This window comes from Micromonospora sp. DT229, assembly GCF_049844505.1.
In the GTDB taxonomy this organism is placed as follows: domain Bacteria; phylum Actinomycetota; class Actinomycetes; order Mycobacteriales; family Micromonosporaceae; genus Micromonospora.
Map to the genome: position 1 here is coordinate 248482 of NZ_JBNCLD010000006.1, position 26449 is coordinate 274930.

The window sequence follows — 26449 nt, forward strand, 5'->3', positions numbered from 1 at the left end:
CTGAGGAGAGCCGCCGCCGACGCTGCCCGGTGTCAGACCCGGGAGGTGAAGGTGGCCAGGAAACGGTGCGGGGTGATCACGCCGGCGTTGTCGAAGCAGAGCACGTCGACCTCGGCGTCGGTGGTGTACGACCAGGGTTGGGTGAGGTGGCAGTAGTTGCTGCCGGGGCCCTGCGCCACGACCTGGACATGCGTCTCCCTGACGCCGATCTGCGGAAAGGTCGCCAGGAAGCGGCCGGTGGGAGCCAGCGGCACCACGGTGTTGGCGCCGACACCGACCATCGAGTTGTCGTTGGTCGGCCCGCCGACGGCGGTACCCAGGTATCCGATGTGATTCGGCGGGCCGTAGGAGCCGACTACCGACCGCCGGCGGTGGTACGAGAGGGCGAAGTCGGTGTTGGCGTACGCGCCGGCCTGGTCGTAGCAGAAGACCTCCGCATGCACCAGGGTGCCGAGCGCGCCCCAGGAGTTCACCTTGCATCGGCGGGGAAGGGCGTTCGGTTGCACTGCGGTGACCTGCACGTTGCCGGCCAGCAGGTCGGGCAGCCCCACCCCGGGGAACCGCACCACGTACTGCCCGACGCCGATCGCCCCGGCCCCGTTCCCCATGCCCGTGGAGTTGTACGACTGGATCAACCCACTGCCGGCCCACTGCACGTACGCATAGGAGTTACCGGCCGGCAGCACGCCCGAGCTGGTCGTCCAGAGCACGGTGAACGGGGTGTCCTCGCGCGCGCCGCCGGGCCGGTGGCACTGCACGTCGACGATCTGGTCGGCGCCGGACTGGCCCCAGCGAACCACCTCGCAGTAGTGCCCGCTCCGGTTCACCGGGGTCACATGCGGTACGCCCCGCTGGCCCGCGCCCACCTGCGGGAAGCGGACCTGGAACCGGCCAGGTCCGACCTTGATGCCGTCGGCCCAGGCGTTCGGGAATGCCGTCTTCCAGCTACCCCACTGCCGGGTGGTGTCAAGCACGGTCCAGACCGACACGGTGGGGTCCTTGACGAAAGCGAACCCCCAACGGTCAGCGGTGGCCGCTGCGGCAGGTGCCGCCGGCACGAGTGCGGCGGCGGCGGCCAGGACAGCGGCCAGCGCCGTGCTGACGAATGATCGGAGACGCATGTGTTCCTCCGTTCGACCGGAACATGACGCACAGGAGTGTGTGATCTGTGACGTCCTGCTCACAATGAGCAGCGCCGATGTTTCGGTGTCGTGAAACAATCACCTCCGGCATGTATCAAAGTCGGTCATCGCGACTCATGCACAGAAGCGCTCTGCCCGACGTCGCCGGACCGAGCGCGGTTCGATCGCTCACCCACGGCCGCGACGATCCGTCAGACCACCGGCTTGGCCAGGCTGGTGGTGCCGTCCGGGTTGGCGGAGGACACCGTCCGGTACCCCTCGCGGTGGTAGAGGTCGATGTTGTACTGGCTCCTGGCCCCGGTGAACAGCACGATGCGGTCGCAGGCGGGGTCGGCGGCGGCTTCGGCGGTGCGCAGAAGCCACCGGCCCACCCCTCGGCCGCGCAGGTCAGGGACCACGGCGAGCCGACCCACATGCCAGTCGGTCCCGACGCGGCGGGTCCGCACCATGCCCAGCAGTCGGCCGTCCAGCCAGAGGCCGGTGGTGTGCCAGGTGGCCAGCCAGTCGCGTACCTGCTCCGGCGACTCGTGCAGGGCCGGGATGGCCAGGCTGTCGTTGGCCAGGGCCTCGTCCACCCAGCAGCACCGCTGGAGCACCGTCACCTGGCCCGCGTCGTCGGCCGTCAGTGGTCTGACGTACGAACCGGGCAGCGGACCGGCGCAGGCGTCCGCCTGTGCGCGTTCCCGCATCGGCCGCAGCGCGTGGGCGACCCGGACCAACTCGTCCAGGAGCCCGACACCCGCCGCCTGCCGGGCGGGGTCGGGCCGCAGTCGCCCGTCCTGCACGGCCTCACCGATCCGGATCGCCACGGTGGCGCCCAGGGGGACCAGGCGCAACGTGGTGACCACCTGCTTGGCGTGCTGGACCGCCCGGGTGCCGGCCGAGGTGTGGCCGTAGCTGACGAACCCGATCGGCTTCCACGCCCATTCCCGACTGAGGTAGTCCAGCGCGTTCTTCAGGGTCGCCGGCATGCTGTGGTTGTACTCCGGTGTGATCGCGATGAAGCCGTCCGCCGCGTCGACGGTCTCGCTCCAGCGGCGGGTGTGCTCATGCCGGTACTCGCCGGACGAGGGATGCGCCTCCTCGTCCAGGAACGGCAGGCTCAGGTCACTGATGGCGACCGGTACGAACTCGACCCCGAGTTCCGCGGCCCGCGGGGTGAGCGTCTCGATCAGCCACTGCCCGACGATCGGACCCAGGGCGCCGGGACGGGTGCTGCACACCAGGGCAAGAACACGAAGCGGTCTCGTTGACATGGAAACGAATCGTAGGTGCTAGATTGATTACATGTCAACGAACCCGGCAGCGGAGCCCGTACGCTGGTTGAATCCGGATGAGGAGCGGGCGTGGCGGGCGTACCGGCGGGTGATGGTCGCCGTGTCGACCGGCACGGCCCGCGACCTCGCGGCGCTCGGGCTCTCCGAACCCGACTACGAGGTGCTGAGCACCCTCTCGGAACGACCCGACCACACCAGCGGCCTGGGCGAACAGGCCGACAAGATGGGCTGGTCACGCAGCCGACTGTCCCGCCACGCCACCCGAATGGAGGCCCGCGGCCTGCTGCGGCGCACCCCCGACCCGAGCGACGGCCGCGGCTGCCTCCTCACCCTCACCGCCCAGGGACTGGCCGCACTCGAAGAGGCCGCACCGACCCATGTCGAGTCGGTCCGACGCCACTTCATCGACCGGCTGACCCCGCAAGACCTCACCGCCATCGAACGGATCGCCCGACGGCTGGCAGCACCGGCTCCGATCAGCGACGAGCAGGAGGCGGTGGGGCCGTAGCCGGGCATGGGGTGGACGGAGCTTCCGACTGTTCATGCTCGATCTCGTACCGGCACTCGCTGCACGGCTCCGGCGGGATGTGTTCGCGCCAGTCATGACCGCAGACGGAACAGTCGCCGTACCATCGCGGGCCTCGCCGCATCCGCACCCAGCCATTGTGACCCGTAGGCCGGGTGCGGAGATCATCGCCTCACGTCGCCGAGGAGATGGGGTACGGCCGCAGGTGAGCAGCCAACTCCACCTCGGCACGCAGCCGAAAGTCGCACGGCCAGTAGGCGCGGCAATCCCGGCAACGACGAGGCTCCTCGCCGTCCTGACCATGCCGCGCGGCGAGCAGCCGCCAGTCCTCACGATCCACGTTCTCCGATATACCCCGGTACGCGCAGAACGAACCGACCGGCGAGCGGCAGGACCGGCGAGCGACGGATCCACCGGTCGAGCCAGCTCGGACAAGATCAGAGCCCCTGCTCCGACTCCCCCACACCACCAGGCCGCTCCGCGAAACGCCGAAGGCTCGCAATCTTGGACACTTGTCGTCATCAGCTATCGAAAAATGTCCAAGATTGACGGCTCTCGCCGTTCATCTTGGTTGCCATCGACGGTCGCCGGCCCCTCCGAGGTCGGGACGCACTGCCACTGCGCGGAATTTCCTGAGGTGTACGTCGCCGACGACTCCCAGCGGTCCGATTCCAGGCCGTCAGCGCGGCTCTGCCCAAGGCGTCGTGGCCGCGATGCAGGACCCGCTACCTGCGCAACCTGCTGTGTTTCGAGCCGATGCAGGCTTCTACACCCGCACGCGGGGGTCGGCCAGCACGTTGGCGACCACGGCCGTCATCCCGTCGACGCACAGTGTCGGCGCGCCGACCACAAACTCCTCCCGATCGAGCCACTCCACGCGCTCGACGCCCGGCGTGGCCAGGATGCCCACGTCGAGTCGCAGCGACGCGTGGTCGTCGTAGTATCCGCGGGCGGCGTCACCGACCCAGAGAGACCAGTGGTACCCGGCGCCGCCCCGCCTTCGTTCCGCCTCCGTGAGCGGGTCGGCTTTGAGGTCGCCGGTGTCAAGCAGTTCGGCGACGGTCATGGGTTCCAAATCCGGACGGGCCGGCGGCAGCACCACATTGAGGAGGTGCTCGAGATGAACCGTGCAGGTGCAGTTTCCCCGCTGCGGAGCAGCCCAACTGTCGACCATCACAGCACCCTACGACCCCGGGCCTCATCCAGCCGTCATCTCATGTCTCTGCTTTTGCGACGCAGACTCGCCGAAACACCGAGGGGTCGCAATCTTGGACACTAGTCGTCATGAGCTATCTGTCCTGTCCCGAGACAGGACCATGACGGCCACCGCAGTGCCTGCAGGCTTGCGTCCTCGTCGCCGCAGATGCGTACGTTGACCTCAAGTCACGTTGAGCTTCGATAGTGGTCATCGACCGAGAGAACGGAGTGGTTCCGATGATCGACCCCACGGCGGCAATCCGCCTCGCCATGATCGCCGGGCTCGAAAAGGCCGGTGGCCGCCGAATCGCCCAGGGCGCGTACTGGGATCGATGGGGTGTGACGGTGGAGGACCCCGACGGATATCGACTTGTGCTGTCCAGCCGTGCCTGGTCAAACGCCACGTAGTCGGCTGCACGTCCGATCGGCGGCTCGACCGGCCGTCAACGTCCGCACCGATCGCCACTCAGTCAGCCACCCGGCGGGCACGTCCTCTGATCGCTAATTGCCCGATCGAGTCACCGAACGCCAGGCGTCGAAGGCCCAGCTGGGGTCGACCGTGTCCGCGCTGATGAAGATCGTTTCCAGGTACGTTCCATCGATGAAGTTTAAGCGGTAGACGGTGAACTTGACGTCTCCGTCTTGGCGGTAGAGCCAGGCGGCACGATGACCGACCCCGTCTCGGCCGCCCTCACCCACCTTGCCTGTTGGATTCGGCGGCAGCTCGGGTGACCACCCACCTATAAGACGGTCCTACGGACCTTGATCAAGCGGCGCCAGCCGCAACTGCCCTGGATGGTCGTCATGTCCGGGCCGGTGGCCCACCACTCTTCCGCAAAGCCGAGTACCAATCGCCGGCAACGGTCGGCCACGCGGCCACGTAGCGATGTCGAACAAGGCCATCGCGTCCGGCACCTCGTCGAGTTCGGCGAAGACCCCGAACACAGCCTCGGCGACCACGACACCGTTCGCCACGCTGCCCAACGGATGCCTTTCCGTGGCCTCAGGCCATGCGGTACACGCGGCGGTTTTCCTGACCTCATACCAGCCCGCTGGATCGATCACCGCCATACGAACATCCTGTCCGCCATCTCCACCCGACTGCTTGGCCCCCAGACAACTAACCGGGCGCGCTGACCTGCCTCGTCACGGGCGCCGACCTGTGGAAGCGGTCCTCGAACGTCCACGGGGTCCACCGCCGCTCGCGCCCGTCGTCACCCAGCTACTCACCCATTGCCCGCACCGGCAGACTCCTTGCCCTGAAGGCAACGATCAACCTGCGGAGCGGGGCGCGCGATCGAACAACAGGTCGACCGCACGCTGTGCAACTTCACCCCGGGTGCGCTGCTCGTGATCGGCGGCCAGGAAGTGCACGCCAATCGCCATGCAGAAGGCGAGCAGGGCGCGGGCCTCGATCTCCTCCGGGTCCGCATAGAAGGCGCCGATCATCTGGCGCAGCAGCGCCATCCGCCGGTTGTCCACCGCGCGCAGCCGCTCGGCGACCACCTCATCGCGCCGCGCCCAGGTGCGGATCGCGAGGTCGATCGGCAGCAACCGGCTACTCGAGAACGTGAGCACACCGGCCCGTTGGATCTGGCTGCGCGGGTCGCCACCCTCACGCTGGACGCGCGCGATCACCTCGTCCGTGCTCTCGCGCTCCCACACGTCGAGCATCGCGCGCAGCAGCGCATCGCGGTCGTCGAAGAAGCCGTAGAAACCGCCCTTGGTGACGCCGAGCCGCTTCGCGAGCACCTCGACCCGGACGGCGTCCGGGCCGCCCTCGGCCAAGACCAGCAGGCCCTCCTCGATCCACCTTTCGCGGGGCGTGCGGGTGGCAGCCACTGCATCTCACCTCGTTCTGTTGTGTACACCACCGTATACGCCCGCTACAGTGCAAATATACGGTACCGTATATTGCGGATGGAGCGGTCCCCATGAGCGTAAAAGCCATCGTCAGCACCGTCGGGGCCGAACGTCTGCCCGCGTCGGTGCGTACCCTCAGCTCCCTGTCTCGGATCGACTACGCCGACCACTTCGTGCTGCCGACCGACGCCGCCGCAACGGTCGAACGGTGGGCCCGGGTGATGTTCGGTGACACGCCCGACGCCATCGAGCTGTTTCTGTGGCGGGGCCTGATGGGCCTGCGGCTCAGCCGGACCGTGTCGGCGGACACCGTAGCCGGCTGGCAGATCGCCGAGCAGGATGACGAATGGATCCGACTCGAAGCCACCTCCTGGTTCCTGGCTGCCAACCTGGTCGTCCAAGCGACCGGTGACAGCGTGGCGCTGGGAACATTCCTACGCTACGACCGCTGGCTGGCGCACCTGGTCTGGCCTCCGCTGTCGGTCCTGCATCGCCGGCTCGTGCCCGGGGTTCTGCGCAAGGCGGCGTCCCGGATCGCGGCGGGCAAGGTCTGAAGCGGGTGTCGAGCCGATGATGAAGGCATTGGACCGACCTAGGGGCTCAACAGCCTCCCCGCTAGCTGCCGCCGCTGACCTACGCCACCTACGAGACGTTCGTCCGGCGTCACCTGTCCCCCGGACTCGGAACCAAGCGGCTCGACCGGCTCCAGGCGCGGGACGTACCGCGCCGCCGTTGACCCATCTTGGCCCCCTGCATCGGGCACGGACCGGGCACGGGGCAGACGATGGCCCGGCGTCCGCGAGGGCCGCGCCAGGTCTCCGTTGTACGTAGGGTGCGGAAGTGACAAGAAGCGAGCAGCTCTCGGAGCAGTTGGACTGGTACTGGCACAAGAACCTGCGGCCACGGCTGGAGGGTCTCACCGACGAGGAGTACTTCTGGGAGCCGGTGCCCGGCTGCTGGAGCATCCGCCCACGGGCCACGTCGGCCGCACCGTTGTCCGAAGGTGCGGGGGAATGGACGATGGACAACGTGTTCCCTGGCCCGGTGCCGGCGCCCGTGACCACGATCGCCTGGCGGCTGGCGCACATCATCGTCTCGTGCCTGGGCTATCGGGTCGGATGGTACTTCGGCGGCCGGGACGTCGACTCCGAGACATTCGCCTACGCGGGGACCGCTGACGAGGCGCTGAAACAGCTCGATGAGATGTACGGAAGATGGAACGCGGGGGTTCGCGGCCTCTCGGACGCCGACCTGGAGAACCCACCCACGGTGGGTTCCGAGCGGTTCCCCATGGCGAACCGAATCCTGCACGTCAACAGGGAGCTGATCCATCACGGTGCCGAGATCTCCTTGCTGCGCGACCTCTACCGCTGGCAGGACGGAGCCGTCCCGCGGCGAATGTAGAGACCGTGCTCAGCCAGCCCCACGTGCAGGGCCGCGCCAACGCCGCCGTACGCGTGCCGGCACTGGGCGGTCGCGGCCGACCAGCCGGCCTCTCCGGAACTTCCGGGGGACTTCCGGAAGCTATTGACGTGTTCGAAACGCCGTTGCAATACTCCGGACGCGGTGGCATCAGCTCCTGTCGATTAAAACCATGCGTCGTCAGGTGCCATCCGCCCCAAGGAGGACCTGCGCATGTACGAAAGTATCGGCGGCTCCCGCCGCCCGTCCGCCCCCCGAAAATCGCGCCTCACCGTCCGGTTGACCGCGCTCGCCTCCACCGTGGCGCTGAGCGCCGTCGGTCTCGCGGTCGCCGCCACTCCGTCCAGCGCCGCCGTCTGCAACGGGTACGTCGCCCTCACCTTCGATGACGGGCCGAACAGCAGTACCAGCGCACTGCTGTCCGTGCTTCGCGCGAACGGCGCACGGGCGACCATGTTCAACGTCGGGCAGACCGTGCAGAGCAACCCGTCCGCCGCGCGGGCCCAGGTCGACGCGGGCATGTGGGTGGCCAACCACAGTTGGAACCACTCGTACATGACCTCGATGAACCAGAGCCAGATGCAGTCGGACCTCTCCCAGACCAACGCAGCGATCCAGGCAGCGACCGGCGTCCGGCCGCAGTTGTTCCGCCCGCCCTACGGGCAGACCAACTCGACCCTCCAGTCGGTCGCCGCGTCGCTCGGCCTGCGACAGGTGATCTGGGACGTCGACTCGCAGGACTGGAACGGCGCCAGCGTCAGCCAGATCGTCTCCAACGCCAGCCGTCTCCAGGCCGGCCAGGTGATCCTGATGCACGACGGCATTCAGAACACCCGCAACGCGATTCCGCAGATCATGGCAAACCTGAGCAGCCGCAACCTCTGTACGGGCATGATCTCACCGAGCACCGGCCGAGCGGTGGCGCCGGACGACACTCCGCCCCCCACCACTCCCCCGCCGACCACGCCGCCGCCCGGCTCCGCCAGCCAGATCGTCGGCACCCAGTCGGGTCGATGCATCGACGTACCCAACGCCTCCCAGAACAACGGCACCCGGGTACAGCTCTACGACTGCCACGGACAGTCCCACCAAGCCTGGACCTACACCGCAGACAAACAACTACGGGTGTACGGCAACATGTGCCTCGACGCAGCAGGCTCCGGCAACGGCGCCGCCGTCCAGATCTACGCCTGCCACGGCCAAGGCAACCAGCAATGGAACGTCAACTCCAACGGCACCATCAGCAACGTCCAGTCCGGACGCTGCCTGGACGCCTGGAGCACCGCCAACGGAGCACAGGTCCAGCTCTACGACTGCCACGGCGGCACCAACCAGCGATTCAGCCTCGTCGCACGATGACCATCGCTGATCGACTGTTCGCCGGCAGCCAGGACGACAGGCTGGCGGGCTAGGCCCAACACCGGAGAACCGGACCGAAACCGGGCGGGCTCGACCTCACGTCGGGCCCGCCCGCTCGGCACACCAATTCGGTGTGAACTCACGGCAGACCGGTCGGATCGGGTGCCGTGCGAGGTCATCCGGCCTGGTGGCGCTCCTGCCGGTCGGGTTCGGCTGGCACGGTTGCTGTACTTCGCTGCTGTACTTCCGGTGGCTGCCTGGCCCAGCCGATGAAGCGACGGTGCAGTGCCCCGGCCGGTGCCCAGGGCATGTCCTCGGCGGCCTGCACGAGACAGACGCCGAGATAGAGAGCCAGCGACACCGGAGCGCCCGCGTACTCCGCGCGCAACTCCCGCCGCCGCGTCGGACACGGCCACGGCAGGTCACAGCCACCGCAGCTCCAGATCGGCATGACCGGGCCGTGGCTGGTCACCGCACACCACCGTCCAGAAACCGGGCCACGCTCGCGCGAGCCTGCCGACTGGTCGCCCACTCCACCTGCCAGCACGGGTACGGCACCAACCGCGACCACCACACCCGGCAACCAGCACACATGCCGTCGAGCCCACGAACATGCACCGCGAGGATCGTTCGTTCCGGCCCGCCGGTCACTGCTCACCCTCCCCAGGCCAGTGACCACGATTGATCGGAATGCGATGTCGAGCACGGCAGGGCAGATCGGACCCACATCGACAGGTCCACCGCCACCGCCACCAACACCAGACCGGCCGATGCCGACGGGCAAAGGTCAACGCGGTAGCCGACAGGTACTCGTCATAGGAGACGCGCCGGCCGCTCAGAGATGACCCCCCGGACGAGTTGGCCACGCGTCGGGTCACCGGAGGCCCTCCAATCGGCGTGGGCTGAGCTGAGCTGCCGATTCGTGGTGGCCCTGGCACCGTCGTAGTTGCCTCGCGTGGTCGAGTAGCCGCCGTTGCGCCGCCGCCTGTTCAACGTCCTGGTACCGCTGCCCGGTCCCGGACGGTGGCGGCGGTTGAGGCCGCCGAAACAGCCACCGCATCAGCGCGCACAGTTCAGACCAGGTCGCCACAGACACGCCCCTCGATTGAGCAACAGGGAGCGGCGACGAGGCTCCGTCCGGCTCTATCGGGTGTCAAGCAGGCACAGGCTCGCCGTCGCCAGTGACGGGAACGCTACGAGTGGTCACCGGCCGTGGCAGGGAGAGTTTGTACCTCAGGGAGAGTTACCCGATCATGCCGATGGCGAGGGCCAACTCTCGGGCGTCCTCACCGACCGTGCCCGGCCGGTTCGACAGTTCCAGGGCGACAGTGCGGGCGTACGGGTTGTGTCGCACCGTGTCGACGCTCTCCCGCAGTGCCCGGCCGAGCAGGTGCACCGCAGCGACCTCCCCACGGTCCAACATGTGCACCCGAGCGGCATCGATCAGCGCGGCAGCCCGGCGGGTCTGCGAGGGTAAAGCCCGGTAGTCGGTGGCGTCGGCCCGCCGCACCGCCTCACCCGTGCGGCACAGGTCCGTCTCGATGGTGACCCCATAGGCCGCACATGCCGCCGATCCGAACATCAGCCACGGATGGACGTACCCCCCGCCGAGTCGGCTCGCGGCCGATTCGGCGGCATCCCACGCCCGCCACGCCCGACCGGCCCGGCCAGCCTTGCTGTGGCCCAGCGCGATACCGAGTTGCACCTGACCCCATCGCGCCAACTGCTCACCACCCGCCGCCGGATCGACCAGATCCGCAGCCTCGGCCAACACCAGTTCGGCGGCGTCGACCTGGTTCGTACCCCGATAGACGTGCGCGTAGTACCAGGCAGCCACCGCCATCGCCGCCGGGTCGTCGGCGTCCTGGGCAGCCGACATCGCCCGGTCGGCGGCGAGCCACACCAGTTCCGGATACGGCTGATGTGCCAGGTACAACTGCACCAGGTGATACACCCGCGCCAACTCAGCCAACGCCAGCCGACGGTCCCCGCCATCGAGCATCCGAGCGCTCCGCTGCGCATCCGTCAGCAACCCCGGAAGCACCGCCGCCACCGCCGTACGCTCAGTCGTCGACCGATGCCACAACGCCCACGCCTGATCCACCAGATCGCGCATCACGACAACCGGTGTCACCGCGCCCCCCGGCACCGACGCCCGCTGCATCACCGCCGCCACCTTGCCGACCTCGGAATGCCCCGCCCTGGTCACCGACGCCACCGGCAACGACTGATCGCCAGTCAGATCCGCAAGATCCGAGATGTCGAGCACCTCGGCCAGCCGCAGCAACATGGGCAGACGGGGCGGCAGTAGCCGGCCATTCTCCAACGCCTTGACCCACTCCGCGCTACGTCCCACCAGCCCGCCGAGAACCGGTCGGGTCTTTCCCGCACGCTCGCGATACATCCGAAGGCGCGCACCGAAGGTCGCGGAATCGCTCATCATCGTCTCCCAGGTAGCGGTCTGGGCAGCGGACCACCAGCCACTACCCGGCAGACCACCACAGTCGACGGTACTCCCGCCCATCGTCTCGACGCGCCCCACCACGACGGTAGACCGCCCGCTTCACCGCCACACCGGCCGACGAGCAGCTGCCGCTGCTTCTTCCAGGGTCTCCCTCGCCGCTGCCCATCGTTCGGGCGATGATCTAGAGAAAGCCGAGCTGACGCGCGAACTCCTGCTGTACCGAAACGAGTTCAGCAAGCCGGATGGGCTTGCGGGACACCGCGGAGAGATCCTTGCCCTCGCTGGTCCAAGGCGGCGGCCACGTGTGGATCCCCTGGTCCAGGGCGATGCTGGCCACCTCGGCCTCCCAGCCCGGCCACCGCAAGCCCTCATAGAACTCGGTCATAGCGCCTGTGAGCATCACCTCCAGCCAGTCGCCATAACCAAGCTCAAGGTCCTGCCAAGTCAGGTCCTCCGGGCCGAAGTAATGCACCGTCGGCCTCACACCCGGCTCCGCCTGCAACCACGCGAACTGTCCGCCCATCACATCGAAAGCGACGACCAGACGACCAGCCCCACGGGCCATCTCGGCCGCGACATCCGGCAGCCCGTCGTACCCAGCACCGAGCACCCGAAGCCAGCCGTGATCGATCAGCAGCCCGCCACTGTTGGCCACCACCGCCCCGAGCCACGACCTGGTCGTGATTTCCACGGCTGCCAAGCAGGCTGCCGCCCGCTCAGGATCCGCCGCCAGCACCTGGACCGGATACGGAGCCGCTCCCACCAGCGCCGAGATCTCAGACCACGCAGACTGATCCACCCCCTCAGCCTCCCAGAAGGAACCGGGGGACCGCGAATGCATCGTCCACAGCGACGAGGGACGCGTCGTAGGCGGCTGAGCGGGCGGCCTCGCGGTCGCCAGCGTTGTTCAGCGGCCCCAACGGCGGTGGGCCGGCGGTCATCAGCGGGGGCCGAAGACCGCGCCCAGCTTGGACAGCCGAGTGTTGTCCAGCTCCCACTGCAGCACGGTATCGAGCGTGTCGAGTGCCCGCCCCTCAACCGTGGCCTTCATGCTCTGCACGCCGTCGACCACCTCGGGCAGGGCCGCCACCACCGCTGCGGTGGCGGTCCGGATGGGCTCTTCGGCCCCGTCGGCCACGGCTCGGATCAGGTCCACCACCGCGCTGCGGGCGGTGCCCGCGTACCGCCCGGCGATCCGCTCCAGGCCAGCCGGCGTTGCGGCCCCCGCCTCCCGCGTGGCCGCGGACAGCCCGGCGAGGAGGAACTCGGCCAGCTCGCTGCGGCCCACGGCGAGACCGGGCAGCACCGCCGCGACCGCGGCCCGGGTGGCTGTCTCCGCAGACGTCTCGGCGCCGCCGTCTTCCGGGGCGTCCGCCTGGTAGGCCAGCCGTCGCCGACCCGCGGTGCTCATCTGGAACAGCACCATGAGCGTCATCGCCCGGTAGAAGTCGCTCACCCCGCCGGCACCCGCCAGCGCGGCCAGCAGCGGCACCGCGCCCGGGGTGGCGGGCACCACCGAGCCCTGCGGGAACGCGTCGTTCGCGATCGCCGCGATCAGATCACCCACACCGTCGAAGGTCCGCCCCTCGAAGGGCACCACCTGGGCCGCCGCACGAAGATCGGCGGCAGGACGACGGAAACCACCACACTTGAGTCCAGCAGGCGCGGGCAGAGACGGCGCGGCGGCCGTCTGCCCGCCGACGAGCTCCGCGCGGATCCGGTCGGCCTCGGCCCGGTCGAGCTCGTGCGCGAGGCCCTCCCGGGAGAAGCGCTCGATCGCCTTGTCCGGAAACTGGCCGCACGCCGAGTTGACCTGCCCGCCATACTCCCGGGCAATGGCCGCGACGGCCTTTTTCTCGGCCGGTGAAACCTCCAGCGGACCCTCGTAGGGCGGGTCCACCACCAGCGAGTGGGCTCGCCACCAGCCGGCGAAGCGACCCTCCAGCGGGTCGGTCGGCACCTCCCGTACCGCGACCAGCAGGTGGCCGCGCTCGGCCAGCTTCTCGGCGACGGCATAGGCCGAAACCTCATCCGGCACCGACACGACGAAGCGCATCTCACGAATCACGGCGGCAGCCTATCGACGATGGCTCGGGCTGCCCGGCCCGTTCCGGCCCCGTTCGACCGGCACGGTAGCTGTACTTCGCTGATGTACTTCCGGCGGCTGCCTGGCCCAGCCGATGAAGCGCCGGTGCAGCGCGCCGGCCGGTGCCCAGGGCATGTCCTCGGCGGCCTGGACGAGACAGACGCCGAGGTAGAGGGCCAGAGACACCGGAGCGCCCGCGTACTCCGCGCGCAACTCCTGCCGCCGCGTCGGGCACGGCCAGGGAAGGTCGCAGCCGCCGCAGCTCCAGATCGGCATGACTGGGCCGTGGCTGGTCACCGCACACCGCCGAGAAACCGGGCCACGCTCGCGCGTGCCTGCCGACTGGTCGCCCACTCCACCTGCCAACACGGGTACGGCACCAGCCGCGACCACCACACCCGGCAACCGACGCACAAGCCGTCGAGCCCTCGAAGATGGACTGCGAGAATGGCTTGCTCCGCGCCGCTGGTCATTGCTCCTCCTCGGTCGGCCAATGGCCGCGGTTGATGGGGATGCGGTGCCGGGCGCGGCAGGGCAGGTCGGCCCCGCACCGGCACAGCCACCTCCATTTGCGCCACGACCATGCCGGTCGGTGTCGCCGTGCCAAGGTCATCGCTACGGCGATCAGGTACTGGTCGTAGGACACTCGTCGCCCCGGTGGCGTCCTGTCCCGCATTACTGGCCCCCTCCGCCGGGCAGCGCCCCATGGCCGACCCCCAGCCACGGGACCGGATCTAGAACGTTCGGTAACTGCGACGCTACGATCACAACGACGGCGGCGGGAGTCACCCGCAGTACGAGTGAGCAGCCCACATGTCGGCCGCAGCGGTTGTTTTCAGGGCGGGAACGTCGACCACCGGTCAACGTAGGGATGACGCATGGCAGGTCGCGGACGATCAGCACCACAGCGGGGCGAGGTGACCGGCTACCTGCTCAAGCTGATCCGGGAGTCCATTCCGCTGACGCAGGAGCAACTCGCCGCCGACCTGGGCGTCGACCGCGTGACCGTGCAGAGCTGGGAGTCCGGGCGTCGGCCCTTCACGGCGGTGCCGCTCGGGCAGGCGTTCGCCGTCCGCCGCAGGCTCGGTCGGCTCGGAGCGAACGTGACCCTGCTCGCCGCACTCGACGACGCCGCCGAGGCAGACTTCATCCTCGCCGCAGTCCTGGGCGGCCAGGTGGATCGGTGCGACATCGCCGAACAGCCGCTCGGCTGGTGCGTACTCACCCACCGTCTGACCGATCTGATCCTCTGGGCTGTTCTCGGGCAGACACCGACCTTCGCCAGAGGCATACCCGTCGCCCAGGCCCGGCGAGGTCCGGTGGCGTCAGGGCCGGCCCTGCCCGCCGACGAGCAACGCGCGTTCTTCACCCGGCTTCACGTACTCGCCGAACGGGCAGCCGCCGGACGTGACCCGAACGTTCTGCTGCACCGACAAGCCTGCTTTCTCGCGGGCATGGACCCCACCGGGACAGCCGCCGGATGGCTCTCCCAGACCACCACCCGTACCCGCAGGGCGATCACGTTCCGAACCTGGTCACCGCTGTGGCCTGACGCCCGCTCCGTCGTCACATCCCTTGCGAACCAGGGCGACCCGGAACCCTTACGAGACTTTCTCGCCCGCGCGCATCCGGACGACGCCTGCGAGCGAGCAGCCCTGAACTACTCGGCCTACTGGGTCGGCGAGATCCCGTACCGCCAGCACGACGACTCATTCATGCCGGCTCCGCTCGCAGACTGGCACGGCTCGGTTCTCTTCCGGCACCTGGTCCAGCGCCTCGATCCCACGCACCCCTTCGTCGACCTCAACGTCCACAACATCTGGGCTCTGCTCGCCGTACGCCGCAGGCTCACCCTCGACAACCCCGCCGAGAGCCGCGCGCTCCTCGAACGCAATACGCGGATCCTGGACAGCGACCACATCTCTCCACAATCCCGGCAGGAACTAACCTCTATCGTCTACAGCCTGCGAGCAGACGGAGTCACCGGCACAGGGACGGGCAGATGAACGACGATCACGACGCCGCCGGAGCCATGCGTTTCATCTTCGAGGCCGGCGTACTCAAACGCGCGGCCCGCACCGGCTGGTGGTTCGCCGGCATCAAGCACCCCGAATCCATCGCCGACCACTCATTCCGCACCGCGCTCATCGGGATGATGCTCGCCGCCATGGAAGGTGCCGACCCGGCCCGGGTATCGATGCTGTGCGTTCTGCACGACACCCAGGAAACCCGGATCACCGACATCCCACACATCGCCAAGCGCTACCTCACCGCCGCGCCCAACACCACCGTCACCGCCGACCAGGTCGCCGCCTGCCCACCTGCCGTCGCTGACCTCATCAACGCCGCCGTCGCCGAGTACGAAGCGGGCGAGACACCAGAGGCCATCGTCGCCCGCGACGCTGACAAACTGGAATGCCTCGTCCAGGCAGTCGAGTACCGCCACCAGGGCATAGACAACGTCCAACGCTGGATCGACAGCTCACGCGCGGCACTCAAAACCACCAGCGCCCACCGCCTCGCCGACGCCGCCCTCACCGGACAACCCCTCGCCTGGCTCACCCCACCACCGGCATAACCACCAGGCACAGACCGACCACCGGGGTCGATCACTCCAAGCAAGCTGAACCCTCGCTTGTAAGCTCTGTACATCGCGTCGGGGAACGACTGGACGCTCGGAACCTCCTCCGTGCCGGCGCCCGTCGGTTTGCCGCCGTCCAGCCCGCTTCTCCGTGACGATGGAGATCTACACGCAGGTGTCCTCGCAGGCGACCAGGGACGCCCTCAAGCGGCTCGGCGAATCCCTGACGCGACGACGAACTGCTGTACTTCGCTGCTGTACTCCCGGCGGGCTGCCTCGTCCAGCCGATAAAGCGGGCGGTGCAGGCTGCCGTGCGGCCTTGACGCGTCTTGGTGAGCCACGCGGACAGCGCGATGGCTGCCACGGGTATTGGATATCAGATGCCGAGGGCGTCTTCGAGGACAAGTCTCGCCCGGTCCGGCACCGCCTCATCGGGGAAGATCTCCGCGCAGAGATCGAGGATCTGTTCGATGGTGGTCAGCCCGAGGTGCTCGATCAGGAAGCGGATGTCGTCAGCGTCCCGGCGTCGCGCGGCGAGTACCTTCATGGCCAGGAGATGTTCCGGAGAGGCTGCCGCGACCCGAAGGCCAGGATGGTCGAAGACGCGGGGGGCTGTCGTATCGCCGCCGGGAGCCACGTAAGCGCTCGCCTGTTCGTTGAGCCACCAGTGCGGCAAGCCGAGCTCATCGGCTACCGCGCGAGCTTCGTCGAGCACGACGCCATGCGGCTGGAAGACGGCGTCGATGTCACGAGTCGCCCGTCGTGCGTCGTAGGCCAAGGCCATGGCTGCTCCGCCGAAGATGTAGAGATCAGCCACCACGCCACGCCGGTGCAACCGTTCTCCGAGTCGACGGAAGGCATCCTCGATCACCGCGCGGTCCAGCAGTGGGTCTTCAGCGCTCATGCGACGTTGAGCTCCTGCGCTGACACGAACACGCCACGACGACGGAAAGCCGCTGGGGCATGGACCACCGCGTCAACCCGAGCAGCGCGAGTATTGAAGGGAAACCAGAATCGCCGCAGTGAGCGTGTCTCGACCCATGACGGTGCCCCACGCCCGTCCTTGGCCGCCAAGTGTTCCGTCAACGCCGCCAAGAACACGTCCCAGTGTTCGTCGCCAGTGGTGGATGGCTCCTGCTGCAACAGGGCGGCACGCCTCTCCGATGGCTCCCAGCGGTACTCCTCAAGAAACTCTGCCACCAGCCGCCAGCGTCGCGTCTCATCAGCGTCGGCGAGCAGAGCACCCAACCGTGCCACCGTCAGCGGTTCGTACCTCCGCACCACGACTCGGCTCCTCACACCCCTGGGCCGGTACGCCCGCCGACAGGTTGACGGCCAGCCCGTGCGTAGCCGCACCTATCAAGAATGACAAGAGGCCCCGATCATCAATGTGATCCGGGCCTCTTTTTGCGTGGGCGATACTGGGATCGAACCAGTGACCTCTTCGGTGTGAACGAAGCGCTCTCCCGCTGAGCTAATCGCCCTCAGCGCGCATGACTCTACCCGATCGCGCGACGGGACCGCGAACCCGGGGTCAGTGGGTCGCGAAGTAGTGCAGGACCTGGGCGATCACGTCGATGTCGAGGCTCAGCTTGATCGAGATCAGGGCCACCGCGGCGACGAAGACCAGGCCGACCGCACCGAGGGCGGCGCGTACGGGCAGTGACTGGCGTTTCACCCAGTTGGCCCAGCCGTGGACGTGGCGGCGGGTGAAGGCGAGCAGTCGTTTGGCCCAGTGGAACTCGACGGCCCAGATGCCGAGGCCGGCGATCACGATCAGCCAGCCGGGGCCGGGTAGCGGGATGAGCATGATTCCGACGGCGACGACGAGGGCGCCGAGGACCGCGATGATGATCCGCAGGGCCAGGCGGCCGGTGGGGTTGGCTCGGATCAGGGCGAGGGTGGTGGAGACCCGGCGCCGCCAGCGGGGTGGGTCACGTCGGTCCGACACGGTGACGTCCCTCTCCTCACTGCTCGCGGCCCGGCCCGTCGGCCCCCGGTCATCCTGCCTGAGCTGAGGGTTGCCCCGTCGGGCGGGACCAGGCCCGTTGGCGTAGCGACGCGCGTTACGACCGGTCCGATCATTGGCTGTCGGCTCACGCTCGGCCGTCGGCCGACCGCGCTGGCCCCCCTGCATTTTCGGCACCCCGTACCCCCGCTGTTCGTCTCGCGGACCGCGACGTTCGACGGATCCGCCGCGCCGAGGGATCCACTGAGGATCGCTCAACGACCATTTCCTGACCCCAGTGTCGCGCGCGCCCGTCACTGCAACGGCCGACTGGACGTTACCGGAGTAAGTCGACGACTGAACCACCCGATGCCGGGCGGGATCTACGCACTGGGCAGAACCGGAAATCCTAGATGAATTTTCACATTCTCGTGGCCTTTCCGACCCCCTTCCCACCACTGGGTGAAGTCAGCGTATGGCGGAGCGTAGCCAGGAGTAGCGGCTGAGTATGGGAAAAGCGGGACACGCGCGTTCCGCACGCGGTGCCGGGGGGAGAACGTCCATGAGTGTCATCCGACCGACGACCGTTGAGGTCGAGACGTCGCTAAGGCTAGTCGCGCCTGACGCCACCGCCTTGCCGGTGCGTGCCAGTCTGCGTTACGACCCTGCTGATCCGTATGCGGTCCATGTCCTGTTCCATGCCGAATCGGCCGGCGGCGAGGCGGTGAGTTGGTCGTTCGCCCGCGAGTTGCTGGTCACCGGCCTGGACGAACCGGCCGGCATCGGGGATGTCCGGGTCTGGCCCTGGGCCACCCCGCGCGGCGACTTCGTCGCGCTGGCGCTGTCGTCGCCGGACGGCAACGCCCTGTTCGAGGTGCCGCGCAGCGTACTGGTGCGGTTCCTGCGGCGTACCTATGTCGTCGTCCCGCGCGGCCGCGAGGCCGAGCACCTGGATGTCGACACGGCGGTCAACCGGCTGCTCGCCGGGCGCTGACCACGATCACCGCAAGGGCCGCGCAGACCTTCCGGGTCCGCGCGGCCCTGGCATGTCCAGCGGTACGCGGACCCACGCGACCCGCGTAGCCCCTCAGCCGTGGGTGGTGATGCCGCCGTCGACCGGGATCACCGCACCGGTCAGGTACGCGCCGGCCCGGGAGGCCAGGTAGATCGCGGTGCCCGCCATGTCCTCCGGTCGACCGATTCGTCCCAGTGGCACCTGCGCCTCGATGGCGGCCCGCGATCCCGGGTCCTCCAGCGCGAAGGCCATCATCTTGCTCTCGAAGGGGCCGGGGGCGATCGCGTTGACGGTGATCCGTTCCTCGGCCAACTGGTGGGCCAGGCTGCGGGTCAACATGTGGACCGCGGCCTTGGTGGCCGAGTAGGCGTACACCTCCATCGAGGGCACCCGCAGACCGTCGATCGAACCGATGTTGATCACACGGGCCGGGTCGTCGTCGGTGGCGGCGGCCCGCAGGGCCGGCAGCAGTGCGGTGGTCAGCCGGAACACGGCCTTGACGTTGACCGCCCAGAGCTTGTCGAAGGCGCTCTGCGGGTACTCCTCCAGTGGTGCGCCCCAGGTCGCTCCGGCGTTGTTGACCAGCACATCTAGCCGGTCGACCCGCTGGCGTACCGCCTCGGCGAGCGCCTGCGCTCCCTCGTCGTTGCCCAGGTCGGCGGGGATCGCCGTACACCTGCCGTGGGCGGACAGTTCCTCGGCCACCGCCCGGCACACCTCCGCCTTCCGGGAGGAGATGATCACCTCCGCCCCGGCCTCGACGAAGCCTCGGGCGATCATCAGCCCGATCCCCCGCGATCCGCCGGTGACCAGGACGGTCTTGCCGTCAACCGAGAACAGCTCGGTCATGGGAATCCTCTCGCGAGTCGGCCTGGCGGCCGGGACCGGCGATCGGCGACCACGCGAACATCCACGCGGTCGGATCGCTACCGATCGGAAACCTAGTCGTCGGTTCCGGACCCGACAACCCGGCAGGAGAATGCGGACGCACCGGCCGGAGAAGATGCATACCGCCGACGCGCGGGCTAACGTCGCAGGTGATGGTCCCTTCCGATCACCTCTCCCCCGCCCCGCTCGACCCCACCGGCGATATCGAGACGATCACCCTGGGCAGTCTGGCGCCCGACCCACGGTGGCGGCGGCCGGTGCTGCTCGATCGGGAGCTGGTCGTGCTGACCACCAGCGGCCACGGGTACACCGAGGTCGATTTCCGCCCGCTGCCCTGCCGACCCGGCACCCTGCTGCGGGTACGCCCCGGCCAGGTGCTGCGGTGTGCGCTGCCCGAGTTGGACGCCACCGTGGTGCGCTGGCATCCGGAGGCGTTGCGCGGGCTGGACGTGGCCCTCGACGAGGGGCCGACCTGGTTCCAGCTGGCCGGTGAGGACGAGGACGCCGTCATCAACGAGGTGACTCAGTTGACGGTGGACTCTCGACGGCACCGGGACACCCCCGCCGGCCGCAGTCTGCTGCGTCACCAACTGACCGTGCTGCTGCTGCGGTTGACCATGCTGCCCTCCGACGGTCGCCGGCAGGAGTCGCGTCCGGAGGAGGTCACCTTCCGCCGGTTCTGCCGGGAGGTCGAGCGGGGCTACCAGCACAGTCGCCGGGTCGAGGATTACGCCGACCGGCTCGGCTGCTCGGTGCGTACGCTGACCCGGGCCTGCCTGGCGGTGACCGGCCGCAGCGCGAAACAGGTGGTCGACGAGCGGGTGGCCCTCCAGGCCAGCCGGTTGCTGGCCGCCACGGACGAACCGATCGCCCAGATCGGCCGGCAACTCGGCTTCAGCGAAGCGACCAACTTCGGCCGGTTCTTCACCCGCGAGGTCGGGGTCAGCCCCGGCTCCTTCCGGGCCGCCCGCGACCGTCCCGGGCCGGGCCCGGTGATCCGCCCTCGTCCCCCGGTCGACACGCAGACCGACATCCACCAGGGGTGACAGCCAGGATCGGCTGGGCCCGACGGCCCTGCGATCGGCGTGGATTGGGCATGATGGCAGGGTGCAGATCTCCGCGCGTGGCGACTATGCGGTACGGGCGGCGCTGAGCCTGGCGGCCGCGTACCCGGCCCTGCTGTCCACTCAGACCATCTCCGCGGAGCAGGACATGCCGCGCAAGTTCCTGGAGGCGGTGCTGGCCGACCTGCGGCGGGCCGGCATCGTCCGGGCCCAGCGCGGGGCGGAGGGCGGCTACGCCCTGGCCCGGCCACCGCGGGAGGTGACCGTCGGCGCGGTGCTGCGGGCGGTGGAGGGCCCCCTGGCCGGTGTCCGGGGTATGCGCCCCGAGGAGACCAGCTACGAGGGTGTGGCGCAGCACCTGCCGGGTTTCTGGGTGGCGGTCCGGGCCGCGCTGCGGCGGGTGGTCGACGAGGTCAGCCTGGCGGACGTGATCAGCGGGCGGCTGCCGGCCCATGTGCGGCGGCTGACCACCCAACCGGACGCCTGGGAGCCGCGCTGATCCACGCCCCGGCAGTCGTTGGTCAGCGGGGTGTCGCCGTGGCGTGGCTGCCGCGATGGTGCAGCAGGGGGTCACCGTCGATGCCGACGGAGAGCGCCAGCGGCTCGGCGATGACCAGCGTCTGGTCGCCGGTGGGAACTCGGTGCACCACCCGACAGAGCATCCGGCCCGGTACCCCGGTCAGCAGCGGCAGCCCGAAGGGGCCGGACTCCCAGTAGGGGTACGCGGCGAAGGGGTCGACCCCGACGGTGCCGAAGACGGCCGCGGCTTCGGTCTGGTTGGCGGCCAGCAGGTGCACCCCCACGTGCTCGGCCCGGTCCAGCACGGCGGCGACCGGGGTGGTGGTGTCGTAACAGAACGACACCCGTGGCGGGCGTACGGACACGGTGGTGAAGCTGGTCGCGGTGAATCCGGCTCGCAGCGGCTCCCGCAGGCCGGCCGACCGGGTGTTACGGGCCACCGCGGTGACCACGGCGACCATGGCGACCTGCCGGTGCCGCAGGGTGTCGAACAACTCCTGGTCCACCGGTCGCAGCTGGTCCACCCGGTCCCGCCCGGCGGTGGTCACACCGCCGTCCAGGTCGCGGATCGGCAGGGTGGGGTGGCTTTCGCGCAGAGGTACGGGGTGCTGCATGGGGAATCCTCTCCGGTGCGCGGGGTCGGGCGAGCCTGCGACACCTTCAAAATGTGAGACAGATGCCGCTGGCTCCGCACAACACCGATCCAACCAGTATCTACTGATCCGCATAACCCATCTGATAAATGGGATATTCGGGTTGTGGCGAGGCGACGGCCTCCAGTGGAGACCAGCGGCGTTTGCCGGATCGGCGTTACGGGCATCTTCGAGCGCGCAGGGGACGTGACGAAGGGAGGCCCGTCATGGGTCTGATGTACCGCAAGCGCAAGAAGTTCGGGCCGCTGATCCTGAACTTCACCCAGAACGGATTCTCGTCCTGGAGCATCAAGCTCGGACGCTGGTCGTGGAACTCGCGAGCCAAGGCGCACAGGGTTGACCTACCCGGCGCGCTGTCGTGGAAACAGGACAAATCCCGGTCGTGAGAGTTCTCGCAGTCGAAAGTGGGGCGTCGGAGTTTTCACCGGCGCCCCACTTGCGTGTCCGGCGGAGGCGAACCGGCCCGCCCGCATCATGGCTGCCGGCAGGCCGGTCGGGTCAGACCGCGGTGATCAGTACGTCGCCACCGAGGCGGCCCTGCTGCGGGTCACGGCTCGCCTGCCCCGAGTCGAGTAACCCGGTCAGCGCCCGGACCGCGTCCACCGCCCGGTAGGCCGTGGCGGTGACGGCGTACCGGCGCAGTTCGGTGACCGTACGCGGGCCGTGCCGGGTCAACTCGGCCAGCAGCGCACCGCCCAGCGGCGCGGTGTCCACCGGCGAGTCGGGCCGCAGCGGCAGGCCCTGCGGGTCCCGGAGAGCGGCACCGGCGGCCCACAGGGTCTCCTTGAACGTCTCCAGGTTGCGGTCCGAGCCGGTGCCGAACCCGATCCGCCCACCGGTGTCGGCCCACTCCACCTCGGTCGCCAGCGGGAACCCGGCATCGGCCAGGGCCGGCCGCAAGGGGGTGTCCGCACCGGAGAGCACCAGCACCTCGGCGGGCCGCCCACCGGCCGAGGCGGTGAGTGCCGCCGGGTCCACCGGACCCGGCGCGGCCAGGTAGGACAGCACCGGGGCACCGGCGGCCCCGGCCGCCCGCAGCGCCACCGGCAACTGGTTGGGCGCACCGGGCATCAGGTGCACCGCCACCTGCGGCGGCAGCTTGGCCTCGACGGCACCCAGGCGAGCCGGCAGGTCCTCGGTGCCGTCGGCCAGCACCAGCACGGAGAGCCGGCAGCCGCCCAGCCGGTGGGCGTGCTCGCCGACCACCCGCAGGGCGGCCTCGGCCGGGCCGACATCCGCACCGGCGTACCCGATCGCGATGGTGGCCCGCCGGGCCCGCCCCAGGGCCCCGGTCAGCCACCCACCCAGATACCGCTCCCAGACCCACAGACCCACCACCCTCCCGTTCTACCCCACCGCCCCGGCGGCACGGCGGCCAGGGCGAGAGCAACGCCTCGGGTGGGGGTCAGGCGGGGACGGAGATCCCGACGCCGCCCCGGGTGCTACCGCCGTAGCGGGCGATCTCGGCCGACAGGTCCAGCCGACCGATGCGGGTTCGGGCGGCCAGGGTGGCGGCGTCCAGCCGGTCGGCCGGTACCAACCAGACCACCTCGAACTCCAGCCCGTCGGGGTCGCGGCCGTACAGGCTCTTGGTGGTGCCGTGGTCGGAGGTTCCGACCAGGGCGTCCGCCGCGCTCAGTCGCCGAGCGGTGTCGGCCAGTTCGTCGAGGGTGTCCACCTCCCAGGCCAGGTGGTAGAGCCCGACGGTGGCGCGCCCGGCGGTCGAGGCCCCGGCCCGGGCGCCGATGGCGAACAGACCCAGGTCGTGGTCGTTGGTGGAGCCGGGCGCCTGGAGGAAGGCGGCACCGCTGAAGCCCTTCGGGGTCATCGGGACCAGGCGGAAGCCCAGCACCTCCCGGTAGAAGGTGACGCTGCGGTCGAGGTCGCTGACGTAGAGCACGGCGTGGTTGAGACGGTGAATTCCCATGTCACCGACGCTAGCCCGATTTGGTTGAACGTTCAACTACCCGGACTATGATGGTGGTCATGACCCGCTGGCTGAATCAGGACGAGCAGCGCACCTGGCGGGGGTTCCTGGCCGCCTCCCGGGCCCTGATGGACACCCTCGACCGCGAACTGCAACGCGACGCCGGGATGCCCCACGCCTACTACGAGATCCTGGTGCGCCTCTCCGAGGCGCCCGAGCGTCGACTGCGGATGAGCGAACTGGCCGACGCCACCGGCTCCTCCCGCAGCCGGCTGTCCCACGCCGTGACCCGGCTGGAAGCCGCCGGATGGGTACGCCGGGAGGACTGCCCGACCGACCGTCGGGGGCAGATCGCCCGGCTCACCGACGAGGGTTTCGCCACCCTGGCCGCTGCCGCCCCCGGCCACGTCGAAGGGGTACGCCGACACCTGTTCGACGCCCTCAGCCCAGCTCAGGTGGATCAACTACGCCGAATCAGCGAGGCGCTCAACGATCACCTGAGCCGGGACGTGACCGGATCCTGACCGAACCGCCAAGGCGCGGGACTTGTACATAACGTCGTCGAATGCGCACGATGGGGCGTGCCTTCCGGCTTCGGTGAACTGACTGATCAGGCTCACGACCTGGTTTCCGCCGGCGATCTCGTCGGTGCCCAACGGCTGCTCGCCGACGCGTTGTCCGGCGCCGACCCGCGTCCGGCCAACGCCACACCCGAGCTGGCCGAGGCGGCCGGCCTGCACGCCCGGGTCCTGGTCGCCCTCGGCGAGCCGCACTCGGCGCGGGGCTGGGCAGCTTTCGCGTACGCCGCCAGCACCGCTCTGCACGGCCGTTCCGACCCGCGTACGGTGGCTGCCGCCGCGACCCTGGCGGCGGTGCTGCACCGGGTCGGCAGCTGGTCCCGGGCCGCCCGGCTGTACCAGGACGTCATCATCGAACTGACCGCGACGGACGGTCCCGAGGCACTGCGGGTGCTCGCCGCCCACGCCGACCTGGCCACGGTGGAGTACGCCCGGGGCCAGTGCCAGGTCGCCCGCGACCGCCTTCAGGACGCCTGGGAACTGCACCGCGAGGTGTACGGCGACGGCCATCCCAGCGGCATCAAGATGCTGGCCCGGCTCGGTGCTATGCAACGCGACTGTGGGCAGTTCACGGAGGCCCACGACAACCTGGCCCTGGCCCGCGAACTCAGCCGCCAGCACCTGGCCCCGGACGACCCGCTGACCGCCCAGGTGGCGGCCCTGTCCCGGGCCGCCGCCAATCCGGATCACGTCTGCGCCGACAACCCGCCGGTGAGCACTCAGGACCCGGTAGTGCCGGCCGCCCGGGTCCCACCCCTGGGCGACGCCCCACCGGCACCACAGTGGCCCGCCGACCCGCCGACGACCACCGATCCGGGAACCGACCCGACCTGGCTGGCCGACGATCCCGCCTCCGGCGACTCGGGATGGTCGGCGTCCCCTGATCCGCTCAGCCCGCACCACGGCCAGGAGCAGCACCCCGCCGAGGGGTACCACCCCAGCCATGGCTACCACCCGGCCGGAGCCGCCTCCCCGGTCCCCACCCCCCGCCAGCCCGCCGACGGCCCGGCCGGCCCCCCGCACGACTGGTGGACAGCGCCCCCCGAGCAGCCCGAACCGGATCCGTACCCGGACCCCCCGCACAACCCGGACCCCTACCAGGCCGCACCTTCGGACCCCTACCAGGCTGCGTCCCCGGATCCCTACCGGGCCGCATCTCCAGACCCGTATCAGGCCGCGTCTCCGGACCCTTACCAGGCCGCATCTCCGGACCCTTACCAGGCCGCATCTGCGGACCCGTATCCCGAGCGCACCACCTCGGTGCCGCCGAGCGTGGTGGGCCTTACCGGGCCGGCGCCGCAGGCCCCGGGGGTCTACCGGCTTCGCCGGGTGGACGAGCCGCCACAGTCCGGGCCGCCCTCGCGGCTGCTCCCGGTGCCGATGCCTCGGAGCGCCCCCGCCGCCGCCCCCGATCGGTCCCGCCGGATGGTGCCGATCGTCGCGGCCGGGGTGGTCGTGGTGCTGGTAGGCGCAGCCGCCGTCATCGCCGGGGTGTCCCAGGTCGGCGGCGGCGAACCCGGTGCGCCGGCCCCGAGTGGCACCGTCGGCAGTGCGCCGGCCACCACGACGACACCGCCGGAGGCCTCCGCCTCCCCCGGGGCCCCGCCCACCGGGCTCACCCTGCGCGACAACCGGGACAGCGTGACCTTGAGCTGGGAGTACCCGGCCGGCAGCGAGGGACCGGTGATCGTCTCCGGTGGCCGGGCCGGGCAGCCACCCAGCCCCTTCGCCGATCTGCCCGCCGGCACCGACAGCTTCGTCGTCTACGGGTTGAACCGCAGCCTCGACTACTGCTTCACCGTGGCGGTGGCCTGGTCCACCGAGGTGGTGGCCCGCTCGGAGCAGGTCTGCACGAAGCGTGGCTGACGGTCACCGGCCCGCCCGCTGCCGACGCGGGTGTGCCGGCGGGCCGGCGGCTGGTTCCGGCGGCCTGCGGGGAG

29 protein-coding genes, 1 tRNA gene and 2 pseudogenes are annotated in these 26449 nt (G+C 69.5%); 13 read left to right on the plus strand and 19 right to left on the minus strand.

The genetic code is table 11. The features are described 5' to 3' along the window. Window positions 1-32: 32 nt before the first annotated feature. The gene (locus ACLQ2T_RS12260) at window positions 33-1121 is read right to left on the minus strand and encodes a hypothetical protein (RefSeq protein WP_425766123.1); all 1089 of its coding nucleotides are present in this window, start codon (window positions 1119-1121) and stop codon (window positions 33-35) included. Window positions 1122-1333: 212 nt separating this feature from the next. After that, on the minus strand, window positions 1334-2398 hold the full coding sequence (locus tag ACLQ2T_RS12265; RefSeq protein WP_425766124.1) for a GNAT family N-acetyltransferase: 1065 nt from the start codon (window positions 2396-2398) through the stop codon (window positions 1334-1336). 31 nt (window positions 2399-2429) lie between these two features. On the opposite strand from ACLQ2T_RS12265, the gene ACLQ2T_RS12270 reads away from it, so the two are divergent. Further along, window positions 2430-2927, plus strand: a complete 498-nt coding sequence (locus tag ACLQ2T_RS12270; protein WP_425766125.1) for a MarR family winged helix-turn-helix transcriptional regulator — start codon at window positions 2430-2432, stop codon at window positions 2925-2927. Between the two features lie 190 nt (window positions 2928-3117). Here ACLQ2T_RS12270 and ACLQ2T_RS12275 read toward each other — a convergent pair whose 3' ends face one another. Together ACLQ2T_RS12275 and ACLQ2T_RS12280 are read right to left on the minus strand one after the other, a co-directional pair. Next, the gene (locus tag ACLQ2T_RS12275; protein WP_425766126.1) at window positions 3118-3285 is read right to left on the minus strand and encodes a hypothetical protein; all 168 of its coding nucleotides are present in this window, start codon (window positions 3283-3285) and stop codon (window positions 3118-3120) included. A 426-nt stretch (window positions 3286-3711) separates the two neighbouring features. Then, entirely contained in the window at window positions 3712-4119 is a 408-nt protein-coding gene (locus ACLQ2T_RS12280; protein WP_425766127.1) for a hypothetical protein, read from the minus strand. 290 nt (window positions 4120-4409) lie between these two features. Between ACLQ2T_RS12280 and ACLQ2T_RS12285 the strand changes: the two are divergent. Next, a pseudogene (locus ACLQ2T_RS12285) lies at window positions 4410-4550 on the plus strand (VOC family protein); the annotation flags it as partial. A 345-nt stretch (window positions 4551-4895) separates the two neighbouring features. On the opposite strand, the gene ACLQ2T_RS12290 reads toward ACLQ2T_RS12285, so the two are convergent. Together ACLQ2T_RS12290 and ACLQ2T_RS12295 are read right to left on the minus strand one after the other, a co-directional pair. Further along, on the minus strand, window positions 4896-5213 hold the full coding sequence (locus ACLQ2T_RS12290; RefSeq protein WP_425766128.1) for a hypothetical protein: 318 nt from the start codon (window positions 5211-5213) through the stop codon (window positions 4896-4898). Between the two features lie 201 nt (window positions 5214-5414). After that, the gene (locus ACLQ2T_RS12295) at window positions 5415-5984 is read right to left on the minus strand and encodes a TetR/AcrR family transcriptional regulator (RefSeq protein WP_425766129.1); all 570 of its coding nucleotides are present in this window, start codon (window positions 5982-5984) and stop codon (window positions 5415-5417) included. 92 nt (window positions 5985-6076) lie between these two features. On the opposite strand from ACLQ2T_RS12295, the gene ACLQ2T_RS12300 reads away from it, so the two are divergent. The 3 genes from ACLQ2T_RS12300 (at window position 6077) to ACLQ2T_RS12310 (ending at window position 8786) form a co-directional block, all read left to right on the plus strand. Further along, window positions 6077-6559 (plus strand): hypothetical protein, encoded by a 483-nt coding sequence (locus ACLQ2T_RS12300; RefSeq protein ID WP_425766130.1) that lies wholly within the window; start codon window positions 6077-6079, stop codon window positions 6557-6559. Window positions 6560-6845: 286 nt separating this feature from the next. Then, window positions 6846-7409, plus strand: coding sequence for a DinB family protein (locus tag ACLQ2T_RS12305; RefSeq protein ID WP_425766131.1), 564 nt, complete (start codon window positions 6846-6848; stop codon window positions 7407-7409). Between the two features lie 231 nt (window positions 7410-7640). After that, complete coding sequence (locus ACLQ2T_RS12310) at window positions 7641-8786, plus strand: polysaccharide deacetylase family protein (RefSeq protein WP_425766132.1); 1146 nt, start codon at window positions 7641-7643, stop codon at window positions 8784-8786. Window positions 8787-8961: 175 nt separating this feature from the next. Here the strand turns inward: ACLQ2T_RS12310 and ACLQ2T_RS12315 are convergent, their stop codons facing one another. The 5 genes and pseudogenes from ACLQ2T_RS12315 to ACLQ2T_RS12335 all read right to left on the minus strand — a co-directional run bounded on the left by ACLQ2T_RS12315 (window position 8962) and on the right by ACLQ2T_RS12335 (window position 13318). Further along, a complete protein-coding gene (locus tag ACLQ2T_RS12315; protein WP_425766133.1) occupies window positions 8962-9258 on the minus strand; it encodes a hypothetical protein in 297 nt (98 codons plus the stop codon). After that, a pseudogene (locus ACLQ2T_RS12320) lies at window positions 9255-9515 on the minus strand (hypothetical protein). The gene ACLQ2T_RS12315 and the pseudogene ACLQ2T_RS12320 overlap by 4 nt, the downstream one beginning before the upstream one ends. A 514-nt stretch (window positions 9516-10029) precedes the next feature. Continuing rightward, a complete protein-coding gene (locus tag ACLQ2T_RS12325; protein WP_425766134.1) occupies window positions 10030-11226 on the minus strand; it encodes a helix-turn-helix domain-containing protein in 1197 nt (398 codons plus the stop codon). A gap of 205 nt (window positions 11227-11431) precedes the next feature. Then, window positions 11432-12049 (minus strand): DUF2625 family protein, encoded by a 618-nt coding sequence (locus tag ACLQ2T_RS12330; RefSeq protein WP_425766135.1) that lies wholly within the window; start codon window positions 12047-12049, stop codon window positions 11432-11434. A gap of 141 nt (window positions 12050-12190) precedes the next feature. Next, entirely contained in the window at window positions 12191-13318 is a 1128-nt protein-coding gene (locus tag ACLQ2T_RS12335; RefSeq protein ID WP_425766136.1) for a hypothetical protein, read from the minus strand. An 896-nt stretch (window positions 13319-14214) separates the two neighbouring features. Here ACLQ2T_RS12335 and ACLQ2T_RS12340 point away from each other — a divergent pair. Next, a complete protein-coding gene (locus tag ACLQ2T_RS12340; protein WP_425766137.1) occupies window positions 14215-15342 on the plus strand; it encodes a helix-turn-helix domain-containing protein in 1128 nt (375 codons plus the stop codon). Continuing rightward, window positions 15339-15914: an HD domain-containing protein gene (locus tag ACLQ2T_RS12345; RefSeq protein ID WP_425766139.1), complete on the plus strand. Its 576-nt coding sequence runs from the start codon at window positions 15339-15341 to the stop codon at window positions 15912-15914. Before ACLQ2T_RS12340 ends, ACLQ2T_RS12345 begins: the two co-directional genes overlap by 4 nt. Window positions 15915-16293: 379 nt before the next feature. On the opposite strand, the gene ACLQ2T_RS12350 is transcribed toward ACLQ2T_RS12345, so the two are convergent. The 4 genes from ACLQ2T_RS12350 to ACLQ2T_RS12365 all read right to left on the minus strand — a co-directional run bounded on the left by ACLQ2T_RS12350 (window position 16294) and on the right by ACLQ2T_RS12365 (window position 18054). After that, window positions 16294-16821 (minus strand): DUF6036 family nucleotidyltransferase, encoded by a 528-nt coding sequence (locus ACLQ2T_RS12350; RefSeq protein WP_425766141.1) that lies wholly within the window; start codon window positions 16819-16821, stop codon window positions 16294-16296. After that, complete coding sequence (locus ACLQ2T_RS12355; protein WP_126712264.1) at window positions 16818-17201, minus strand: hypothetical protein; 384 nt, start codon at window positions 17199-17201, stop codon at window positions 16818-16820. Before ACLQ2T_RS12355 ends, ACLQ2T_RS12350 begins: the two co-directional genes overlap by 4 nt. A 128-nt stretch (window positions 17202-17329) precedes the next feature. Beyond that, window positions 17330-17401: transfer RNA gene (locus ACLQ2T_RS12360), tRNA-Val, on the minus strand. A gap of 50 nt (window positions 17402-17451) precedes the next feature. Beyond that, window positions 17452-18054, minus strand: a complete 603-nt coding sequence (locus ACLQ2T_RS12365; protein WP_425766142.1) for a TIGR02611 family protein — start codon at window positions 18052-18054, stop codon at window positions 17452-17454. A gap of 373 nt (window positions 18055-18427) precedes the next feature. Here ACLQ2T_RS12365 and ACLQ2T_RS12370 point away from each other — a divergent pair, with 373 nt between their 5' ends. Next, on the plus strand, window positions 18428-18859 hold the full coding sequence (locus tag ACLQ2T_RS12370) for an SsgA family sporulation/cell division regulator (RefSeq protein ID WP_007457244.1): 432 nt from the start codon (window positions 18428-18430) through the stop codon (window positions 18857-18859). 93 nt (window positions 18860-18952) lie between these two features. Here ACLQ2T_RS12370 and ACLQ2T_RS12375 read toward each other — a convergent pair whose 3' ends face one another. Next, complete coding sequence (locus ACLQ2T_RS12375) at window positions 18953-19729, minus strand: glucose 1-dehydrogenase (RefSeq protein ID WP_425766143.1); 777 nt, start codon at window positions 19727-19729, stop codon at window positions 18953-18955. Window positions 19730-19920: 191 nt separating this feature from the next. On the opposite strand from ACLQ2T_RS12375, the gene ACLQ2T_RS12380 reads away from it, so the two are divergent. After that, entirely contained in the window at window positions 19921-20814 is an 894-nt protein-coding gene (locus ACLQ2T_RS12380) for a helix-turn-helix transcriptional regulator (protein WP_425766144.1), read from the plus strand. Window positions 20815-20875: 61 nt separating this feature from the next. Further along, window positions 20876-21331, plus strand: a complete 456-nt coding sequence (locus tag ACLQ2T_RS12385) for an RrF2 family transcriptional regulator (RefSeq protein ID WP_425766145.1) — start codon at window positions 20876-20878, stop codon at window positions 21329-21331. A 22-nt stretch (window positions 21332-21353) separates the two neighbouring features. Here the strand turns inward: ACLQ2T_RS12385 and ACLQ2T_RS12390 are convergent, their stop codons facing one another. Next, window positions 21354-21965, minus strand: coding sequence for a flavin reductase family protein (locus tag ACLQ2T_RS12390; protein WP_425766146.1), 612 nt, complete (start codon window positions 21963-21965; stop codon window positions 21354-21356). A 245-nt stretch (window positions 21966-22210) separates the two neighbouring features. On the opposite strand from ACLQ2T_RS12390, the gene ACLQ2T_RS12395 reads away from it, so the two are divergent. Beyond that, window positions 22211-22390, plus strand: coding sequence for a DUF4236 domain-containing protein (locus ACLQ2T_RS12395; protein ID WP_425766147.1), 180 nt, complete (start codon window positions 22211-22213; stop codon window positions 22388-22390). Window positions 22391-22502: 112 nt separating this feature from the next. Here the strand turns inward: ACLQ2T_RS12395 and ACLQ2T_RS12400 are convergent, their stop codons facing one another. Further along, window positions 22503-23342: a hypothetical protein gene (locus ACLQ2T_RS12400; RefSeq protein ID WP_425766148.1), complete on the minus strand. Its 840-nt coding sequence runs from the start codon at window positions 23340-23342 to the stop codon at window positions 22503-22505. A 67-nt stretch (window positions 23343-23409) separates the two neighbouring features. Then, entirely contained in the window at window positions 23410-23931 is a 522-nt protein-coding gene (locus ACLQ2T_RS12405; protein ID WP_425766149.1) for a VOC family protein, read from the minus strand. 50 nt (window positions 23932-23981) lie between these two features. On the opposite strand from ACLQ2T_RS12405, the gene ACLQ2T_RS12410 reads away from it, so the two are divergent. Beyond that, window positions 23982-24455 carry a MarR family winged helix-turn-helix transcriptional regulator gene (locus ACLQ2T_RS12410; protein ID WP_425766150.1) on the plus strand — a complete coding sequence of 158 codons (474 nt, stop codon included), beginning with the start codon at window positions 23982-23984 and terminating at the stop codon, window positions 24453-24455. 57 nt (window positions 24456-24512) lie between these two features. Then, window positions 24513-26375 carry a tetratricopeptide repeat protein gene (locus ACLQ2T_RS12415; protein WP_425766151.1) on the plus strand — a complete coding sequence of 621 codons (1863 nt, stop codon included), beginning with the start codon at window positions 24513-24515 and terminating at the stop codon, window positions 26373-26375. The last annotated feature ends 74 nt before the right edge of the window (window positions 26376-26449 follow it).

What these genes read in the sequence shown, in the direction of transcription:
- ACLQ2T_RS12340 (WP_425766137.1), top strand. Translation starts at nt 14,215, where the DNA reads ATGGCAGGTCGCGGACGATCAGCACCACAGCGGGGCGAGGTGACCGGC.
- ACLQ2T_RS12290 (WP_425766128.1), bottom strand. Translation starts at nt 5,213, where the DNA reads ATGGCGGTGATCGATCCAGCGGGCTGGTATGAGGTCAGGAAAACCGCC.
- ACLQ2T_RS12260 (WP_425766123.1), bottom strand. Translation starts at nt 1,121, where the DNA reads ATGCGTCTCCGATCATTCGTCAGCACGGCGCTGGCCGCTGTCCTGGCC.
- ACLQ2T_RS12395 (WP_425766147.1), top strand. Translation starts at nt 22,211, where the DNA reads ATGGGTCTGATGTACCGCAAGCGCAAGAAGTTCGGGCCGCTGATCCTG.
- ACLQ2T_RS12280 (WP_425766127.1), bottom strand. Translation starts at nt 4,119, where the DNA reads ATGGTCGACAGTTGGGCTGCTCCGCAGCGGGGAAACTGCACCTGCACG.
- ACLQ2T_RS12265 (WP_425766124.1), bottom strand. Translation starts at nt 2,398, where the DNA reads ATGTCAACGAGACCGCTTCGTGTTCTTGCCCTGGTGTGCAGCACCCGT.
- ACLQ2T_RS12370 (WP_007457244.1), top strand. Translation starts at nt 18,428, where the DNA reads ATGAGTGTCATCCGACCGACGACCGTTGAGGTCGAGACGTCGCTAAGG.
- ACLQ2T_RS12270 (WP_425766125.1), top strand. Translation starts at nt 2,430, where the DNA reads ATGTCAACGAACCCGGCAGCGGAGCCCGTACGCTGGTTGAATCCGGAT.
- ACLQ2T_RS12380 (WP_425766144.1), top strand. Translation starts at nt 19,921, where the DNA reads ATGGTCCCTTCCGATCACCTCTCCCCCGCCCCGCTCGACCCCACCGGC.
- ACLQ2T_RS12345 (WP_425766139.1), top strand. Translation starts at nt 15,339, where the DNA reads ATGAACGACGATCACGACGCCGCCGGAGCCATGCGTTTCATCTTCGAG.
- ACLQ2T_RS12325 (WP_425766134.1), bottom strand. Translation starts at nt 11,226, where the DNA reads ATGAGCGATTCCGCGACCTTCGGTGCGCGCCTTCGGATGTATCGCGAG.
- ACLQ2T_RS12350 (WP_425766141.1), bottom strand. Translation starts at nt 16,821, where the DNA reads ATGAGCGCTGAAGACCCACTGCTGGACCGCGCGGTGATCGAGGATGCC.
- ACLQ2T_RS12300 (WP_425766130.1), top strand. Translation starts at nt 6,077, where the DNA reads ATGAGCGTAAAAGCCATCGTCAGCACCGTCGGGGCCGAACGTCTGCCC.
- ACLQ2T_RS12365 (WP_425766142.1), bottom strand. Translation starts at nt 18,054, where the DNA reads ATGCAGGGGGGCCAGCGCGGTCGGCCGACGGCCGAGCGTGAGCCGACA.
- ACLQ2T_RS12405 (WP_425766149.1), bottom strand. Translation starts at nt 23,931, where the DNA reads ATGGGAATTCACCGTCTCAACCACGCCGTGCTCTACGTCAGCGACCTC.
- ACLQ2T_RS12310 (WP_425766132.1), top strand. Translation starts at nt 7,641, where the DNA reads ATGTACGAAAGTATCGGCGGCTCCCGCCGCCCGTCCGCCCCCCGAAAA.
- ACLQ2T_RS12375 (WP_425766143.1), bottom strand. Translation starts at nt 19,729, where the DNA reads ATGACCGAGCTGTTCTCGGTTGACGGCAAGACCGTCCTGGTCACCGGC.
- ACLQ2T_RS12390 (WP_425766146.1), bottom strand. Translation starts at nt 21,965, where the DNA reads ATGCAGCACCCCGTACCTCTGCGCGAAAGCCACCCCACCCTGCCGATC.
- ACLQ2T_RS12410 (WP_425766150.1), top strand. Translation starts at nt 23,982, where the DNA reads ATGGTGGTCATGACCCGCTGGCTGAATCAGGACGAGCAGCGCACCTGG.